Raw genomic sequence first — 17,642 nt, 5'->3', positions numbered from 1 at the left:
TTCAGGACGTCAGCGTGCCGGCCAGCACCGTGGCGACCATGGCGCGCACGGCCTCGGTCTCGGGGCGCGGTGCGGTGCGGTCGGCGAAGAGCAGGTGCGCCGAACCGATCAGCATGGTCGCGAGCAGTTCGGTGTCGACAGTGCTTGCGATGCGGCCCTTTTCGACCTCCGCGGCGAGATATTGCGCGATGAGTGTGGTCGCTTCACCGAGGATAGGGAAACCGACGGGTCTACGTTGCCGCAGGCGGGCCCGCAACTCGTCGCGGTAGGTCACCAGGCTGACGATGGCCACCGCGACCGTTTCGAAGACCCCGGTCAGTGCCTCGGCGAGATTCTCGGCCACCCGACCGTCCCCGGCCTTGTCCCGCAATGCCGCACCCAGTCGCTCCACCCGCGCGATCCGATCCTCGACCAGCTCGGTGAGGAAGCCGTCGAAGTCGGTGAAATGCCTGTGCAGCACCCCTTTCGCGCATCCGGCCTCGGCGGTCACCGAACGGCTCGTCAGCCCACTGGGCCCCTCGCGCAACAGAATCCGCTCCGCCGCATCGAACAACTGCTCCCGCACATCGCGAATGGCCACCCCGGTGGGCACCCCGCACTCCTTCTCTCTGAGCGAACCCACGCGCCATTGCAGAGTGGGCAAGTGCCCACTTAAAGTGGGCGCATGGTCACTCTACCGTCGTCCGCGCCCGAACCCGCCGATCAGAGCCCCCATCGCGCCCGGGATGTGGCCGAATCCTTCGGCGCGGACGCGATCCGCTACGACCGCACCCGCCCCGCCTATCCCGCCGCCATGATCGAGCGCATCCTGGCCGACCTGCCGGGAAAGCGAGTACTCGATGTCGGCTGCGGGACAGGCATCGAGGCCCGCCAATTCCGGGATGCCGGGTGCGCGGTGCTCGGCATCGAACCCGACGCCCGCATGGCCGCCTTCGCCCGCGACACCGGCATCGAGGTCGAGATCGGCACCTTCGAGGCATGGGATCCCGCGAACCGCACTTTCGATGCCGTCATCTCCGGAACCGCCTGGCATTGGGTCGATCCCGTCGCCGGCGCGGCACAAGCCGCCCGCGTCCTGGCGCCCGCCGGTCGCTTCGCCGCGTTCTGGAACGTCCCTCAAATGCCGTCCGAAGCCCAGGCCGCCTTCGCCGCCGTCTACCGCGAATTCCTCCCCGAATCCCCGGCCTCCCTCGTAGCCGACCGCCCGGCCCTGGAGCTCTACCAGGCAATCCATGACAAGGCGGCCGCGGGTATCGTCGCCGCCCAAGCCTTCACCGCCCCCGAACAATGGCAATTCGACTGGCAGCGAACCTATTCGCGCGACGAGTGGCTCGACCAGATCCCCACCCACGGCGCACTGACCGTCGTCGCCCCGGACATCCTCGCCTCCGTCGTGGCAGGCATCGGGGCCGCCATCGACACCATGGGCGGCAGCTTCACCATCTCCTACGCCACCACGGTCATCACCGCCACGCGCGCCTGACCGACACCACCACCTTCGTGCCGTCGCGCGTGCCGTGGCCTGGGCGCAGATAATGGGCGCATGACCGAGCGTGCAGCGAGTCGGACGGCGATCCTGGTCTGCCAGGGCCGTGCCGTGGCGGACGGGCGACTGGGGGTGGGGCGATTCTCCGATCCGGTCGCGGTCGACCTCCTCCGCGATGATGAGCGCGAGATAGTCGAGCAACTGCGCGCCGGGGCGGTGCCCAAGGCGTTCGGCGCCCGCGTGGAGTACGAATTCGTCTCCGCCACTTCGGAAGTCCTCGCCGCCCGCACCGTCGCGATCGATGATGCGGTGCGGGAGAAGGGACTTCCGCAACAGGTCATCCTGGGAGCGGGTCTGGACGCGCGCGCCTGGCGCATGCCGGAATTGGCCGGGATCACGGTGTTCGAGGTGGATCACCCTGCCTCACAGGCCGAGAAGCGAGAACGCCTGGGCGAGCGGGAGCCGCTGGCGTCGGTGCGTTTCGTCCCGGTCGATTTCGGCAAGGACTCACTCGGCGCCGCCTTGACCGAGGCGGGCCACGACGAATCGCGGCCCACCACTTGGATTTGGGAGGGTGTCGTGCCCTACCTGACTCCCGCGGAAGTAGGGGAGACGGTGACCGAGGTGGCCAAGCGCAGCGCCGCGGGCAGCCGCCTGATCGTCACCTACCCGACTCCCAACCGCCTCTACCACTACGGTCGGCGAGCCATGGAAGTCCTGCTGTCCTTCACCGGCCGCACCAATCCCATGGCTCGTGAACCACAGCGCTCCAGTTGGACTCCTGAGGCCATGGCCACCGTGCTGACCGATCGCGGCTTCACCGTCACGAGCGATCGTGATCTGCTCACGATCGCCCGTGAGGCCGGTGTCGAGGGCAAGCGCGGCTCATTCCTCAGCAGCGGCCATTTGGTCGTCGCCGACCGCGGCTGATCACCAGGCCTTTCGAATAGGCCTGGCATCGGTGACACGGTCTGCGCGAATGGTTGTCCCGCTCAGCGGGAATGGCCGTACCTTCGAAATTCGCGGGTCGGGCCCTGTGCGAGCATGTCGCCATGGCAGGTGGAACGCATATGTGGCCGACCGTGGAGCTGGGCGATCTGCTCGATGCGCTCGAGCTGACCGAACTCGGTCCCGGCCGCTTCCTGGCCCGCAATGTCACCTCGACGCTGCCGACGACCCTCGGTAGCCAAACCCTCGCCCAGGCTGTCGTCGCGGCCGAGCGCACGGTGCCGCACATGGCCGTCCAGTCATTGCACGGGGTGTTCCCGCGTGGCGGGGATGCCGGGCGCGAGGTCGAGGTGGACGTCGAGGTCGTGCAGTCCGGCCGCGCGCTGGCAACCGTCCAGGTGACCTTCCGACAGGACGCGCGCGAACACGCCCGGGCCCTGGTCATGCTCAGCATCGATGAACCCGACTTCCTCGACCACCACGCCGAACTCCCCGCCACCGTCCCCGCACCCGAGCAATGCCAGGAACTGCCCTGCGCGCTATTGCCGTGGGAGGTGCGGACTTTCGGCGGAGCCGACGCCCTCGCCCCCGACCTCGCGGGCCCCCCGACCCTCGACCTGTGGATGCGCTGCGACAAGGCCCCCGACCTGCCCGGCATCGCCCGGGCCCTCCTGGCCCACGGCAGCGAGGGCTTCCTCGGCCCCGTAGCCCTGCGCCCCTACCCCCATGACGAGATCACCCGCCGCGGCGGCCGCGGCACCTCCGCCCTCCTCGCCCAGACCATCACCTTCCACCGCCCGTTCACCCTGCACGACTGGCTGCTCCTGCGCTGCGAAAGCCCCTTCGCCGGCAGCAGCCGCATGTACAGCCGAATCCAGATCTTCACCCGCACAGGCGATCTGGTCGCCTCCGCCACCGCCCACGGCCTGATGCGCCCCGCCGGCTGATACTGCGCCCCCGCCGTCAGCTGTTCAGCGTGACAACCCACGACCCATTGCAACCCTTATCGCGATCGCGATTACCTTCGTAATTCCACACCGCCTGCAGATCCGAATCCTTCTGAATGTTGAATTTGCCGGTCGGCGATTTGACCGCGACGCCGTTGTACAGCAGCACACTCAACTCGTTCGGGTAAATGGTCCAGTCCCCGTTGTATCCGGCCGGGTAATTCATGCTGACCGTGGTAGTCCGCCCCGCATGATTCTGCACCACAATGCAAGCCCCGGGATGATCCGCCTCCGCCTGCGCGGGCGCCGCCGTCATCGCCATGGCCGCCGCCCCCACCGCAACCGCCGCCACCGGCGCGCCGACAACCGCCGCAACCTTACGTCCACCACTGAAAGAACCCATGACAACCTCCATACGAATCCGGTTGCCCGGAACTCTGTTTCGACGAGACTGAAGGTATTCACGGCCCCCAATATCTCCCTTAAAGAACCCTTACAGCCGCAGCCCGCCGGTTCTCGTCCTCCTCCATCGCATCCCCGGCAACTCGCATCAACGCTTCCCGAACCCCCGAAACCGACACATCGACAGAAGCGATCCCGACCCCACGCGTCTCGGATTCACAGTCGGTGAGGCACTCCACCGCCCTACCGCGAGCGAAATCCGTTGAGAGACCGGCTAATGCGACGGCACACCGCCTCCGTAGATACGAGTAAACGGTGCTGTCGAACAACCCCTCGATGGTGGCTGTCGCAGGTGCGTAGCTCAGCCGCGTGAGCCCGGCAACGAGGGCACACTGTGCACCGATGTGCTCATTGCCAGCCGCGCAGGCAGCCGTCAGATACTCGAACAATCGATGCACATCGGATTCCTCACCGACCTCGGCGAGCCGTAACAGCGCGTAATAGCCGGTATCGGTATCCAAATCAGCGTTCGCCCTGGCCCACACCAGTGCGTGGGCTGGGCGCAGGTGTCTCATCTGCCGGCGTATCGCGCCCCGGAACGCCATCGGCAAGGACTCGTCCTCGAGCAGTTGCGGCCCAACCCTCAAAAGCGTTGTCTCCCATTGCTCATCCGAGAGTTCGCCCGATGAAGCAGGCCATGTCAGCCCCGCGTCCGCCGCAGCGGCCAATATTCGTTGTCGGTCGGCAGCCAGGCGCGCGGAGCTCCCAACCCCCGGTCCTGTCCGCGGTACCTGCCGTTTGCCTTCTTCGGCCGCCATGATCCGCTCCATTCGCGGACTCGCTGATCGCCACTCGGGCCACAGGGGATTCGAAAAGTCGCAGTAGCGACCGACCATGCAGCGAAGCTGTTGGTCGTCGGCGAGCGTGAGCACGTCGTCGACCGATCCTTCGCCGTCGGGATGGCGATGGAACGGAATCAACGCATCGACCACAAACTCCGCAGCAGCCTCCCGCTCGGTCAGCGCCATGCGATAGGAGGCGCCCCGTCCCCGTTGGATCAAGCCGAGCAGTGAATCCGGCGCCGCCCAAACCGGTTCCACCGGCGAGCCAGGGTCGCCGCTTCCGATTTCAGTCACCGCGCGACCCTAGGGTGCCGTCGAGCTATCGGGCCACCGGATTTTCGGGCAGACCGGCGCCGGTGTCGTCGAGTCTAACCGTCGGTGCGTCGCTGTTGATTCTGCGGGGACGGACCCTGCGGGAAGATCGTGGCCCGGTGGCCGGGATCCCGTTGGGCAGCAGGGCGATTTGTTCGGTCACAGGGTCGGTGATCGGGGTGGTTTCGGCCAGGTTCACCATCTCGCCGCCGCCGGGGAGTTCGTCGTCGAGGAGTGGTTCGCCGAGGCCGATCCTCTGCTGGATTTTCTTCATCCAGGTCGGTGCCCACCAGCAGTCGTCGCCGAGGAGTTTCATGGTGGCGGGGACCAGGAGCATGCGCAGGACCGTGGCGTCGATGAAGAGGGCCGAGACCATGCCGAAGGCGATGTATTTCATCATGACCAGATCGGAGAAGGCGAAGGCTCCGGTGACGACGAGCAGGATGAGGGCGGCGGCGGTGATGATGCGGCCGGTTTGGGCCGTGCCGATGTGGACCGCTTCGGTGGTGCTCGCGCCGCGGGTGCGGGCTTCGACCATGCGGGACAGGAGGAATACCTCGTAGTCGATGGACAAGCCGTAGATGATCGCGATGATCAGGACGAGTACCGGTGAGGTGATCGGGCCCGGGGTGAAGTTCAGCAGGGAAGCGCCGTGTCCGTCGATGAAGATCCAGGTCAGGATGCCGAGGGTGGAGCCGAGGCCGAGGGCGCTCATCAGGGCGGCCTTGATGGGCAGCACGACCGAACCGAACGTGAGGAACATCAGCACCATCGTCACGAACAACACCATCAGGATCATCAGCGGCATGCGGCTCAGCAGCGAGTCGACGCTGTCCTGCTGGATGGCGGGCTGACCGCCGACGAGAACTGTTGCGCCGTCCGGGATTTCCATGGATCGCAGGTAGTCGATCGTCTGCCCGGCATTGTTGTTGTCGGCGAGCGCGGCGGAGGTGGTCCAGACATTGGACCCGTTCGGTGGCGTGGCCTTGATCTCGAAGCCGGCGCGTGCGGCGAGCCCGGGGGCGTGATTGGCCTGCGAGATGATCGCGCCGATGCTGCGCGGATTGTCGGTGACGATGACCAGCTGGATCGGATCGGCCTTGCGCACCGGGAAGAGCCGGTCGAAGTCGGCCTGCGCCAGCCGAGTCGAATTGTCCGGTGGCAGATAGGTTTCGTCGAGACCGCCGAACGCCAGGTTCTTCACCGGAATGATCAGCAGTAGCAGCAGAATCGTCAGCGGGACCAACGCTTTGAGCGGATTCCGCATCACCCAGGCGGTGAGCTTGCCCCAGATGCCATGCTCGACTTCCGCGGCGGTCTTCGTCTTGCGCAGCCGTTTCCACCCGAGCTTGTCCACCCGCGGACCCAGCACCGACAGCATCGCCGGAAGCAGCGTGATCGCGGTGATCGCGGCCAGCAGCACGGCCGCCATCGTGCCGTAGGCCACCGATTTGAGGAATCCCTGCGGGAACAGCAGCATGCCCGAACTGGCCGCGATGATCATCGTGGCCGAGGACGCCACGGTGCGCCCGGCCGTCATCACCGTGCGCCGCACCGCCGCGCGAGTGTCGTAGCCTTCGGCGAGCTCCTCCCGGAAGCGACTGACGATGAACAGCCCGTAGTCGATGGCCAGACCGAACCCGATCATCGAAACGACCGCGCTCACAAAGGAGTTCACGTCGGTGAACTTCGTGATCGCCATGACGACGCCCGAGGCTCCGACAATCGTCAGCCCGCCCACGATCAGCGGCAGCGACGCGGCGACGATGCCCCCGAAAATGAGGAACAGCAACACCGCGACGGCCGGCAGCGCCAGCACCTCCATCCGCCGCTGATCCTGCGCCATGGTGTCGAACAGCGTCCCCGCGATCGGCTGCAGCCCGGTGACCTGCACGGTCACGCCGTCAATAGCGAAGGCGTCCTTGACCTCTCGATAATGGCGCATGGTCGTGTTGTCGTCGTCGCCCTTGATCGCCACCGAGGCGAACGCGTGTTGCTTATCGGCCGTTCCCAAAGTGGGTGCGTAATCCCCGGTTTCGGTCTTCCAGTACGCGCCGTTGACCTTGTCGATCTGATCGGGATGGTCCTTGGGCAGGCGATTGAGATTGTCGATGATCTTCCGGCTGAACGCGGGATCGTCGATGCTCCCACCTTCCGGAGTGGTGTAGAGCACCAGCACATCCGAGAGATGACTGCGCCCGTAGGCCGCATCCGCGAGTTGCGCGGCCCGCGCGGACTCCGAGGTCGGATCATCCAACCCGCCCGGACTGAGATGATCCTCCAACCCCAGTCCATACGCCCCGAGTGCGAGCAGAGCTCCCACGACAACCCCGATAACGCCATATCGGAAGCGAAAGACCACGTCTCCCAACCGAGTGAACACCACGGAACCTCCCCTTCGAGGCCCCGAACGCTACTGACGAGATCCACCCGAAAACACCTCCGCCACCCCCGAACCCACCATTCCTGTTCAGTTCATTACCGCCCCCACAACGCTCTCTCAGAATGCGGGTGAGAGTCAGTCGGCGGCGCAGAGGGTGGTGTCGAAAGCCTTTTGGAGGGCTTCGACGGGGCCGGGGTCGGAGGCGCGGAGGTTGGCGATGAGGGTGACGGCTCGGCCGGTGGGGGTGACGGCGTTGAAGGTGCTGAAGCCGGGAATGGAGCCGCCGTGGCCCCAGATCTGGATGCCGCAAGGGGTGGGGGCGGTGGTGAGGCCGAGGCCATAGGAGTAGCCGGGGCGATTGGTGAGGGGTTGGGGGTTGGCTCGCATGGTGGCGAGTTGGGTTGGGGGGAGCAGGGATTCGGTGAGGAGGGCGGTGAAGAAACGGTTGGTGTCGGCTGCGGTGGAGATCAGCTCGCCGGCGCTGCCTGCCCAGGAAGGGTCGAGTCTGGTGACGTCGAGAGGTTTGCCGTCGACCTGTTCGTAGCCCTGGGGGTGGGGAGCGCGGAGGTCGGTGTCGCCGGGGGCGGGGAAGTAGGTCTCGTGCAGGCCCAACGGGGCGGTGATGCGGCGGGTTACCTCATCGGCGACGGTGTGGCCGGTCACCTTTTCCACGAGCATGCCGACGAGCAGGTAGTTGGTGTTGCTGTACTCGGCTTTCGCGCCGGGTTCGAAGTGGGCGGGGTAGGTCATGACGTGGCGGACCAGGTCGGCGGTGTCGAAGTGTTTGGTCAGGGCGTCTTCCGAATCATCTTGGAGTTCGGGGAGTTCCAGGTATTCGGGCAGGCCGCTGGTGTGCTGCATCAGGTTTCGGACGGTGATGCGGTTTCCGTCGATGCCGGGACCCTGCACCACGCTGGGGAGATAGTGTCCGATAGGCGCGTCGAGATCGACGGAGCCTTCGGTGACGAGCTGCATCGCGACGGTCGCGACGAATGCCTTGGTGTTGCTGCCGATCCGCACGTGCGCGCCCGGCGGGAACGGGGCACCGGTGGCGATATCACCGACACCCGACGTCGCGGTCCACTCGCGGCCATGTTCGGTGACGACCACCTGCACCCCGAGAATCCCCGCCGCCACTGCGGAATCCAGCGCTTTCTGCACGTCGGCGCGCCCCGAAGCAGACAACGGCCCGGCGTTCGGTGCGGGATCGTCGCCACATGCCGCCGCCGCGCAGAGAACTCCGACGACGGTTCCGGCGGCCGCGATTCGACCGACAAGGCTCTTGCGCGCTAGCTTGGCGGATCTCATGACCGGATGCTAGTTCGCCCCCAGCAACTCGGACATCGCCCTCGATAGGTAATGAGAGTCGGGGGAAACCCTCGGTGCACACCCCGAGACGCGAGAACCGACCGGCGGCCGAATCAGCCCCGGTAATGCGAGGCCACGGCATCCTGCCCGGTGTAGTTGGGCCCGGCCTGGGCATCGGCACCCACGTACTGAAAATCCCACTGGGGGAGTGCGTTTCCGGTCCGCGTGAGCCGATGCGTCCGCGCGTTGTAGCCGAACCCGTTGCGTCGCAACGCCGAACCCAAACGCCTGCCGAGCGGAGCCCCGTCGGCATCACGAATCGAAGCGGTCTCGAAATTCGCCGCGAGCACCCCATCAGTCGTGAGCCATGCGGACATCCGGGTCAGCGCCGCCAGCTTGTCGCCCACGTAGTGCAGGGCATGCACGCTGGTAATGAGGTCGAAGGGTGCGTTGGGCTCCCAGCTCAGCACCGACCCGGTGACCAACTCGATGCCCGGCCGCGCGTTACCGCCGAAGTAGCCGACCAAATCGAGCCCGACGATCTCGACAGCCCCGGACATCGCGTCGGCGGCCTCGAACAGTGCATGTCCGCTGCCGCACCCGACATCCAGCCACCGCTGCGGACCGGGACGGTCGGTCAGCCAGGCGATCGGGTCGAAGCCGAGCTCGCGGCGGTAGGCGGGTAGTCGACGGTCTCGGTTCATCGCGGAATTCGCCACTACCGCAGTCTTTTCCAGGTGGGCGTCGTCGATCAGCCGAGTCACATCGTTCATCCTGCCCGGACCGGGTGGCGGGGGCGAGCCGGGGGAAAGGGGCTGGTCAAGCGGGAGTACGCTGCGTTCGGCTGTACCGCTCGATTTCCACTCACGGGACAAGAAGGACGGTACTTTCGATGATTTTCCACACGCGACGCTGGATCAAGCCGCAGGATCTGAATCCGAATGGCTCGTTGTTCGGCGGGACGCTGCTGGCCTGGCTGGACGAGGAGGCCGCGATCTACGCGGCCGGGCAGTTGAACAATTCGCGGCTGGTCACCAAGTTCATCTCGGAGATCAATTTCATCAATCCGGTGCGGATGGGCGATGTCATCGAGCTCGGGGTCGTGGTGCGCGAATTCGGGCGCACCTCCATCACGTTGGGCTGCGAGGTGCGCAACAAGGGGACCGGGCAGCCGGTGCTCACCATCGAGAAGATCGTGTTCGTGAATCTGGACGAGCTCGGCGCCGCGACGCCGCACGGGCGGGCCGAGGTCACCGAGACGCAGATGGTGTATCGGCAGCCGCTGATCGAGGCGACTCCCGGGCAGCTGCCGACAGCCCCGCCCACCCTGCTGCGGCCGCCGATTGCCCGGCCGCGTGTGGCGCCGGTCGGCGGTCCGGGCGCGTAGCGGAGGTCAGGCGCTGATTTTGCCCGCGGGCTTGGAGGTCGACGCGGGTAGCGCTTCGCGGGTGCGCATGGCGGCCCAGAGGGCGGCGGTGGCGGCGGTGCAGGCGGCCGCGCCGCCGACGTGGAATGCCACCAGGGCGGCCGGGACGTGGGTGAAGTACTGGACGATGCCGATGCCGGCCTGGGCGAGGACCAGTGCGATGACCACCACCAGGCGGGTGTAGATCGTCTTGTTCATGCCGACCGCGGCCAGGCCGCAGGCAAGGCCCACCAGCAGCGCGAGATAAGCGACCAGCAGTTCCGCGTGCAGGTGCACCAGGGTGGTGATCTCGACCTGAAGGCGTTCGACCGGCTTTGCGGCGCTCTTGTCACCCGCGTGCGGACCCGCACCGGTGACCAGGGTGCCCGCGATGAGCGTGGCGGTCAGCGCGAGACCGCTCAATACGGTCAGCACCCGCAGCGGTTTGGGCACCTGCACGGTAGCGATGCCGTCATCGGGCTCGCCGATCTTGGCCCACAGCAGCGTCGCCAGCCACACCATCAGCATCGAGGCCAGCAGGTGCACCGCGACCGTCCACCACAGCAGTCCGGTGCGCACGGTGATACCGCCGATCACCGCCTGCAGCACGGTCCCGCCGGGCATCAGCCACGCGTACACCAGCACCTCGCGCCGCCGCCGCGCCCGCGTCACCGCGAGCACGATCGCCGCCGCGGCCAGCGAGACCACGAAAGTCAGCATGCGGTTGCTGAATTCGACCACCTGATGCAGCACCGGTACCTCGGCCACCGCGGTCGGCACGAAGCTGCCGGGGAAGCACTGCGGCCAGGTGGGGCAGCCCAGACCCGAGGAGGTGACGCGGACGACCGCGCCGGTCACCGAGATTCCGGCCTGGGTCAGGATGACCAGGAGCGCGATGAGTCGCTGCACCCGCAGGGAAGGCATCGGGAACAGATCGGCAAGTCGCTGGAAGGCGCGAGTCAGCACGCACCGATGGTAGCGGGAACGCATTTCGGCCCGTCAACCGCCCTACTACAACGTGTCGTTAAACACCCGGCGGCAAGGGATCTTTCGCGTCAATCGAACTTGAAGAAGCGGGTCGCCAGCCATCCGGCCAGTCCACCCCATCCGGCCAGCACCGCGATCCCGTACCAGTCGATACTGGTCCGCATCGCCTGCTCCAGGCACTCCGACAGCGCCCCCGACGGAATGATCCGCGCGATCAGGCTTACCGCGTGCGGCAGGTCATCGGACATGAACACCAGGCTCGCGGTCCCCAGCATCACGAACCAGAGGATGTTGGCCAGCGCCAGCACCACTTCGGCCTTGAGCGTCCCGCCCAGCAGCAACCCCAGCGCCGCGAACGTCGCGGTCCCCAGCGCGATCACCACCGCGCCCAGCGCCAGCCCGCTCAGCGACGGCCGCCATCCGAGCGCGAACCCGATGGCCCCCAGCAGAATCGATTGCAGCACCACCACGATCAGCACTGCCGAGCACTTGCCCGCGACAATGCCCCACCGCGGCAAGGGCGTTGCGCCCAGCCGCTTCAATGCCCCGTATCGCCGATCGAACCCGACCGCGATGGCCTGCCCGGTGAACGCGGTCGACATGATCGCCACCATCATCACCGCCGGCACCACCCGATCGACCCGGTGCTCGCCCAGCCCGCTCATCGGCAGCAGCGTCAACCCGATCAGCAGTGTGATCGGAATGAACATGGTCAGCAGCAGCTGTTCCCCGTTGCGCAGCAACAGGATCAGCTCCATGCGCGTCTGCGCCGCCAGCATCTTCGCGCGCGTGGTCGGCTGCGGGGCGGGGGAGAAGGTGCCCGCCGCGAATCGGTTCACGGTCTCGGTCATCCGCGGATCTCCCGCCCGGTCAGTTCGAGGAACACGTCTTCCAGCCGGCGCTGGTCGATGCGAATGTCGGTGGGCAGCACGTCGATACGCGCGCACCACGCGGTCATGGTGGCCAGCACCTGCGGGGTGATATCGCCCTGCAGCAGATACGAGCCCGGCGCGGTCTCGCGCGGCGAGAACCCTTCCGGCAGAGCCGCTTCCAGCAGCGTCAGATCGAGTTTGGGTGGCGCAGTGAAGGCCAGCCGGCCCTCGGCCCCGTGCGAGGTGACCTCGGCGGGCGTGCCCTGCGCGACCACGCGCCCGTGGTCGATGATGACCAGCTGGTCGGCGAGCTGCTCAGCCTCGTCCATCATGTGCGTGGTGAGCAGCACGCTGACCCCGTCGCGGCGCAGCGCGTCGATGAGCTCCCACACCAGATGCCGTGCCTGCGCGTCCAATCCGGCGGTCGGCTCGTCGAGGAACACGATCTCGGGGCGTCCGACGAGTGCGCACGCCAGCGCGAGCCGCTGCTGCTGACCACCCGAGAGCCGCCGATAGGGCGTCCGCCGAGCATCTTTCAGCCCCAGCGTGTCCAGCAGCCACGCCGGATCCAGCGGATTCGCCGAATACGACGCCACCAGATCGAGCATTTCACCGGCCTTGGACCCCGGATACGCCCCGCCGCCCTGCAGCATCACTCCGATGCGCGGCCGCAGCCGATCGGAATCGGCGATCGGGTCCAGGCCCAGCACCCGCACGCTCCCGGCGTCGGGAGTCACGAAACCCTCGCACATTTCGGTGGTGGTGGTCTTGCCCGCACCATTGGGTCCGAGCAGCGCCAGCACCTGCGCGCGTTCGATATCGAAGCTGATGCCGTCCACCGCGGTGGTCTCGCCGTAGCGTTTCACGACGCCGTCGACACGTACGGCGGGTCCGGAGGCAACGGTCACGAGGAGACACCGTAGGGCGTGGGCTGTTGTGACGGAGCCGACACCCCCGGCTGATTGCGCCACGGCAGCACATTTCGGGTCAGGAAGATGAGTGCCAGGCCCACGATTACCGTGGCGATAGCGGATTCGACGATCTGGAAGACATAGAAGTCCGCGCCACGCGGCATCACGAGCAGGCTCACGATCACCGAGATCACCACGGCGGGCACCCGGAACGCGGGCCGGTTGGCCCATGCCGCGAGCGGCACGATCGCCCACAGCAGATACCAGGGCTGCACGACCGGGAACAGCATCACCACCGCGACCAGCGCCACGCCGAGCGCGCCGACGGGCAGCAGCCGCCCGGTCCAGGTAGCGATGAGCATGCGCACCACGACCAGCGCGGCCACCGCTTCGGCGATGGGCCGGGTGATGTCGATCAGCGCGGTGGTGTGATCGCCCAGTCCCAGCAACACCCCGCCGAATCCGGTGATGATGCCGGTCGCCGTCGGCAGGGACAGGTAGCTGCGGACCGTGGTCCCGGTGCCCAGGGTGTCGATCCACCCGAATCCGAGGCCGCTGGCGGTACTGACGAACACCGTCACGACCCCCGCGATAACCCCGAGTATGCCTGCCGCGTAGAGGATCCCGACCAGCCCCCGCCCCCACCGCCGGGCCAGGGCCATACCGACGAACCCGAGCGCGACGATCGAGGTGATCTTGACCGTCGAGGACAGGGTGATCACCACCGCCCCGAAAACGAGCAACGCCCACGCTCTGCGGTCGAACGGATGGGTGTCGTCGATGGCGCGCAGGCAGAACTCCATGCCCGCCAGCAATAGCCCGAGCATGATGGCGTCATTGTGGACGCCGCCGACGAGATGCAGCAGCACCAGCGGGTTGGCGGCGCCCAGCCACAGCGCGCTGACCGGCGCGACGCCGCAGCGCCGCGACAGCCGAGGCAGCGCCCAGACGATCAATGCCACCGCGGCCAGCACCAGCATCCGGTGCAGCCATACCCCGGCGATGATGTTGTCGCCGGAGATGTGGGCGATCCCGCGTCCCATCCACAGGAACAGCGGCCCGTAGGGTGCGGGCGTCTGCCGCCAGATATTGGGGACGTTATTGGTGAGGACGTTGTCCAGGCCCAGCCCCTCGACCGGGCTGACCGTGTACGGGTCCATGCCGCGCGCCGAGATCTCGCTCTGTGCCAGATACGAATACACGTCGTTGCTGAACATCGGCGGCGCGACGCTGAGCGGCAGAATCCACAGCAGCAGCGTCCGATCCATCTGCGAGCGGCTGAGCCGATGCCGCGGATTCCCGCCCCACCCGCCCACGGCGAACCGGCCCAGCAGCAGCCAGGCCATGATCACCAGCACGGTCCCGATCAGGCACATTGCCAGCGTCGAGGTCCCCGCGCGGGCGAAGAAACCCAGCACCCGCTGCCCCGACACCGGATTCTGATGCACCGGCTGCGCGCCCACGCCCAGCGCCGAAATCGCCATGATGACGGCCCCGGTCGCGCCCAGCAGCCGGATTCGCATCAGCTGCAGGGTTTCTCGCCGGTCCAATCCCGGCACGTCGTGATCCACGCTGTGCAGCACGGCGACGGTGTGATCGGCGGCGGGGACGTCCAGGCCCAGGGCCCGGCGTCCGATATCGATGACTCTGCGCCGCGCGCCTTCCACTACCGCCACATCTGCGAAGCCTAGTCCGGCGGCGGGCCGGTGACCCCGATCGCATGGCCGTGACGCGGGTTCGTGGAGGTGCTGATCGGTTGCCGGTGGACATTCCCGGCCTTCTCGATACCCCCAGGGGTATATTGATGGCTGCGGGGACCGAGGAAAGGAACACTCATGACACTCGCACTGTCCACCACCCTGCACACCGACTTCGCCGATGCCGTCGAACGCACCCGGACGGCGCTATCCGGCCAAGGTTTCGGCGTGCTCACCGAGATCGACGTCACCGCGACGCTGAAACAGAAGCTGGGCACGGAGATGGAGGGCTATCTCATCCTGGGCGCCTGCAATCCGCCGCTCGCGCACGCGGCGCTCGAGGTGGACCGTCAGATCGGACTGCTGCTGCCGTGCAATGTCGTTGTGCGCGAATCTCGTTCGGAAGCAGGCACCGTCATCGTCGAGGCCATGAATCCGGAACTGATGGTGCAGGTCGCGGGCGATCCGGCGCTGAAAGAGGTCGCCGACACCGCCGCCGCCAAGCTGCGCGCGGCCATCGCCGCGCTCGTTTGATCCACTGCCCGAACACGATTCGCCCTGCCCGTGTCGTACCCCGCTCATACCCTGGATGAATGGTGTCCGATTCGAAACGGCGAATCGAGGTGGCCGCGGCCGGGTTGCTCGCCCGTCACGGCTATCACGGATTCGGGCTGAAGAAGTTGAGTGAGGCGGCGGGGCTGCCGTACGGGTCGATCTACCACCACTTTCCCGGCGGGAAGGAAGAGATCGCGGTCTCGGCCATCACCGGCACCGGGGTGCTGGTGGGGCGCATGATCCGGCAGGCCCCCGGCGATGTGTTCGGTACGGCCGCAACCCTGTTCGATTTCATGGCCACCAAACTGGCAGATACCGACTGGACGGATGGTTGTCCAGTGGGTACGCCCGCCCTCGACGGCGGCAGCGATGTCGAATCGGTGCGTTCGGCCTGCGTCTCGGCCTTCGAGGCCATGGCACACGGCTTCGCCGAGATGCTGACCGAGCTGGGCATGGCACCGGGGGAGGCCCGCGATCTGGCCACTACCGTGGTGGCGGCCTACGAGGGCGCGACCATTCTGGCCCGCGTTCGCCGCACCGACGAACCGCTGCACACGGTTTCGGCGGCCATGGCCAAGCTGATCCGCCTGAGCCTGGCGGAATTACCTGCCGCAGAGGTGAATTCACCCTAGGATGGGTTGACTGGAAAGAATGTTCTAGCGAGGATCGATCAATGCAGCGACTTGTCCTCGACGGACCCAATTCCCTGCGCTGGGAAGATACCGCCGAACCCGCCCTCACCGCCCCCGACCAGGCCCTCGTCCGCCCCATCGCGGTGGCGACCTGCGATATCGATCCCGCCGTCATCCAGGGCCGCTTCCCCCTGCAAGGCCCCTATCCCTTCGGCCACGAGGGCGTCGCCGAGGTGCTCGCCGTCGGCGACGAGGTCACGACCGTCCGGCCGGGCGACAAAGTCGTCGTCCCCTTCCAAATCTCTTGCGGCACCTGCGATTCCTGTCGGCGCGGCCGCACCGGCAACTGCCGCAGCCACCCGTTCATGTCCAGCTACGGCTTGGGCCCGATGGGTGGTGTGCACTGGGGCGGCCTCTGGTCGGACCTGGCGCTGGTCCCGCACGCGGACGCCATGCTCGTCCCGCTGCCCGCGGGCGTCGCCCCCGCCACCGTGGCCAGTGCCAGCGACAATATCGCCGACGCCTACCGCACCGTGGCCCCGCACCTGGCCGATTTCCCGGGTGCGGAGGTACTTGTGCTCGGTGGCCCGGCGGCCACCTCGATCGGCCTCTACGCGGCCGGACTGGCGCTCGCTCTCGGCTCGACCCGCGCCGTCTACCTCGACACCGACCCCGAAAGACTCGCCATCGCGGCCAAACTCGGCGCCGAACCCATCGAGGGCAAGCCGACCGAGCGAGTGGGCCGCTTCCCCATCACGGTCGAGGCCGCGGGCGGCGCGAAGGCCCTGGTCGCCGCGATCCGCGCCACCGCCAACGACGGCGTGTGTACCAGCGTGAGCATCCAGAGCCAGGACGTCGCCCTACCCATGCTCGAAATGTATTCGCGCTGCTGCACTTTCCATACCGGCCGCGCCCACGCCCGCCCGGCCATCCCGCAGATCCTCGACCTCGTCGCGACGTGTCGCTTCGACCCGGGTGTGGTCACCACGCGCACAGTGGCCTGGGAGGACTCGATCGACGCGCTGCTCGACGGCCCGGTCAAACTGGTTGCTACACGCTGAAGTCGGGAACCGTCAGTGCCAGTCGCGCCAGGGTCTCCGGCTCGGCGATGACATCGACGCGGGTGATCTGTTCGCCCTCGATGGTGAAGGCCAGCACTGTGGGCGCCTGTCCAGCCGGGGCCACCAGCGCCCCCGGTCGCCCGTCGACCAGTACCACCGCCGCGAAATCGACGCGTTGTGCGAACCCGGCCGCCAGTCGCGCCACGATTCGCGTGCCCTCGGCGGTGATCGCCACTGAGCCGGGCGCGGCCGCCGCATCGGCGGACACCGTGATGTCGGCCGCGAGCACTCGTACCACCGCCTCGATATCGGCGGCTCGCACCGCCGCCAGGAACGCCCGCACGATCCGGTGCTCGCGCAAGGTGTCCGGCCGCAGCGCGTCCGTCTCGCCGACCACCCGATGCCGTGCCTTGCTGGCCAGCAGCCGTGCCGCGTTCGGGGAGCGGTCCAGGATCTCGGCGATCTCGTAGAACGGCACCTCGAACATGTCGTGCAGCACGAACGCGACCCGCTCGGCCGGGTGTAGCCGATGCATGAGTACCAGCACCGCCCGTTCCATATCCTCGGTGAGCACGGCCCGATCTTCGGGCCCGCCGATCGAAGCATTCGGAAGCGCCTCGGGCACAAAGCTTCCCAGCGGATACTCCTGCTTGACCTGCCGAGCCCGCAGCCCGTCCAGGCAGATCCGCGACAACGCCGTGGTCAGCCACCCGTCCAGATTCCGGATCTCCCCGATATCGGTGCGGCTCAACCGCATCCACGTCTCCTGCACCGCGTCCTCGGCCTCGCCCGAGGCTCCGAGCATCCGGAAGGCGATGGCGGTCAGCCGTCCGCGCCGCCGCTCGAAACGCTCCGCCGGGGAGCCCGAGTCATTGTCGGACATACTTCACGCCT

At 67.2% G+C, this 17,642-nt stretch carries 18 protein-coding genes; 7 read left to right on the top strand and 11 right to left on the bottom strand.

What is annotated here, in order from left to right:
- Nucleotide 1: 1 nt before the first annotated feature.
- A complete protein-coding gene (locus ON43_RS19010) occupies nt 2–592 on the bottom strand; it encodes a TetR/AcrR family transcriptional regulator (protein WP_040809315.1) in 591 nt (196 codons plus the stop codon).
- Between the two features lie 72 nt (nt 593–664).
- Between ON43_RS19010 and ON43_RS19005 the strand changes: the two genes are divergently transcribed.
- From ON43_RS19005 to ON43_RS18995, 3 genes are all read left to right on the top strand, one after another.
- Entirely contained in the window at nt 665–1,483 is an 819-nt protein-coding gene (locus tag ON43_RS19005) for a class I SAM-dependent methyltransferase (RefSeq protein ID WP_040809313.1), read from the top strand.
- A 60-nt stretch (nt 1,484–1,543) separates the two neighbouring features.
- Nucleotides 1,544–2,416, top strand: a complete 873-nt coding sequence (locus ON43_RS19000) for a class I SAM-dependent methyltransferase (protein ID WP_040809311.1) — start codon at nt 1,544–1,546, stop codon at nt 2,414–2,416.
- 122 nt (nt 2,417–2,538) lie between these two features.
- Entirely contained in the window at nt 2,539–3,381 is an 843-nt protein-coding gene (locus ON43_RS18995; protein WP_083913528.1) for an acyl-CoA thioesterase, read from the top strand.
- Between the two features lie 16 nt (nt 3,382–3,397).
- Here the strand turns inward: ON43_RS18995 and ON43_RS18990 are convergent, their stop codons facing one another.
- The 5 genes from ON43_RS18990 to ON43_RS18970 all read right to left on the bottom strand — a co-directional run bounded on the left by ON43_RS18990 (nt 3,398) and on the right by ON43_RS18970 (nt 9,392).
- Nucleotides 3,398–3,784: a hypothetical protein gene (locus ON43_RS18990; RefSeq protein WP_157514109.1), complete on the bottom strand. Its 387-nt coding sequence runs from the start codon at nt 3,782–3,784 to the stop codon at nt 3,398–3,400.
- Between the two features lie 79 nt (nt 3,785–3,863).
- Complete coding sequence (locus ON43_RS18985) at nt 3,864–4,919, bottom strand: hypothetical protein (protein WP_157514108.1); 1,056 nt, start codon at nt 4,917–4,919, stop codon at nt 3,864–3,866.
- Nucleotides 4,920–4,944: 25 nt separating this feature from the next.
- Entirely contained in the window at nt 4,945–7,320 is a 2,376-nt protein-coding gene (locus ON43_RS18980) for an MMPL family transporter (RefSeq protein WP_086007977.1), read from the bottom strand.
- A 135-nt stretch (nt 7,321–7,455) separates the two neighbouring features.
- On the bottom strand, nt 7,456–8,628 hold the full coding sequence (locus ON43_RS18975; RefSeq protein WP_051178686.1) for a serine hydrolase domain-containing protein: 1,173 nt from the start codon (nt 8,626–8,628) through the stop codon (nt 7,456–7,458).
- Nucleotides 8,629–8,741: 113 nt separating this feature from the next.
- Entirely contained in the window at nt 8,742–9,392 is a 651-nt protein-coding gene (locus ON43_RS18970) for a class I SAM-dependent methyltransferase (RefSeq protein WP_218003297.1), read from the bottom strand.
- 128 nt (nt 9,393–9,520) lie between these two features.
- Here ON43_RS18970 and ON43_RS18965 point away from each other — a divergent pair, with 128 nt between their 5' ends.
- The gene (locus tag ON43_RS18965; protein ID WP_063712578.1) at nt 9,521–10,015 is read left to right on the top strand and encodes an acyl-CoA thioesterase; all 495 of its coding nucleotides are present in this window, start codon (nt 9,521–9,523) and stop codon (nt 10,013–10,015) included.
- Between the two features lie 6 nt (nt 10,016–10,021).
- Here the strand turns inward: ON43_RS18965 and ON43_RS18960 are convergent, their stop codons facing one another.
- The 4 genes from ON43_RS18960 to mptB form a co-directional block, all read right to left on the bottom strand.
- On the bottom strand, nt 10,022–10,999 hold the full coding sequence (locus ON43_RS18960) for a COX15/CtaA family protein (protein WP_373283458.1): 978 nt from the start codon (nt 10,997–10,999) through the stop codon (nt 10,022–10,024).
- A gap of 89 nt (nt 11,000–11,088) precedes the next feature.
- Nucleotides 11,089–11,871 carry an ABC transporter permease gene (locus ON43_RS18955; RefSeq protein ID WP_040809303.1) on the bottom strand — a complete coding sequence of 261 codons (783 nt, stop codon included), beginning with the start codon at nt 11,869–11,871 and terminating at the stop codon, nt 11,089–11,091.
- Nucleotides 11,868–12,800: an ABC transporter ATP-binding protein gene (locus tag ON43_RS18950; RefSeq protein WP_040809301.1), complete on the bottom strand. Its 933-nt coding sequence runs from the start codon at nt 12,798–12,800 to the stop codon at nt 11,868–11,870. The genes ON43_RS18955 and ON43_RS18950 overlap by 4 nt, the downstream gene beginning before the upstream one ends.
- A complete protein-coding gene (gene mptB, locus ON43_RS18945) occupies nt 12,797–14,479 on the bottom strand; it encodes a polyprenol phosphomannose-dependent alpha 1,6 mannosyltransferase MptB (protein ID WP_040809299.1) in 1,683 nt (560 codons plus the stop codon). The genes ON43_RS18950 and mptB overlap by 4 nt, the downstream gene beginning before the upstream one ends.
- A gap of 159 nt (nt 14,480–14,638) precedes the next feature.
- Here mptB and ON43_RS18940 point away from each other — a divergent pair, with 159 nt between their 5' ends.
- The 3 genes from ON43_RS18940 to ON43_RS18930 are packed head-to-tail and all read left to right on the top strand — an operon-like array spanning nt 14,639 to nt 16,748.
- Nucleotides 14,639–15,034, top strand: a complete 396-nt coding sequence (locus ON43_RS18940; RefSeq protein ID WP_040809298.1) for a DUF302 domain-containing protein — start codon at nt 14,639–14,641, stop codon at nt 15,032–15,034.
- A gap of 59 nt (nt 15,035–15,093) precedes the next feature.
- Nucleotides 15,094–15,687 carry a TetR/AcrR family transcriptional regulator gene (locus ON43_RS18935; RefSeq protein WP_051178683.1) on the top strand — a complete coding sequence of 198 codons (594 nt, stop codon included), beginning with the start codon at nt 15,094–15,096 and terminating at the stop codon, nt 15,685–15,687.
- A 41-nt stretch (nt 15,688–15,728) separates the two neighbouring features.
- Nucleotides 15,729–16,748 (top strand): zinc-dependent alcohol dehydrogenase, encoded by a 1,020-nt coding sequence (locus ON43_RS18930; protein WP_040809296.1) that lies wholly within the window; start codon nt 15,729–15,731, stop codon nt 16,746–16,748.
- On the opposite strand, the gene ON43_RS18925 is transcribed toward ON43_RS18930, so the two are convergent.
- Nucleotides 16,738–17,631 carry a sigma-70 family RNA polymerase sigma factor gene (locus tag ON43_RS18925; RefSeq protein ID WP_040809294.1) on the bottom strand — a complete coding sequence of 298 codons (894 nt, stop codon included), beginning with the start codon at nt 17,629–17,631 and terminating at the stop codon, nt 16,738–16,740. The two genes, ON43_RS18930 and ON43_RS18925, sit on opposite strands and share 11 nt — an antisense overlap.
- Nucleotides 17,632–17,642: the final 11 nt, after the last annotated feature.

Origin of the sequence: Nocardia concava NBRC 100430 (assembly GCF_000308815.1) — a bacterium.
Classification (GTDB): domain Bacteria; phylum Actinomycetota; class Actinomycetes; order Mycobacteriales; family Mycobacteriaceae; genus Nocardia; species Nocardia concava.
Note: the sequence above shows the minus strand (reverse complement) of the source record. Positions and strands in the feature narration are given on the sequence as shown.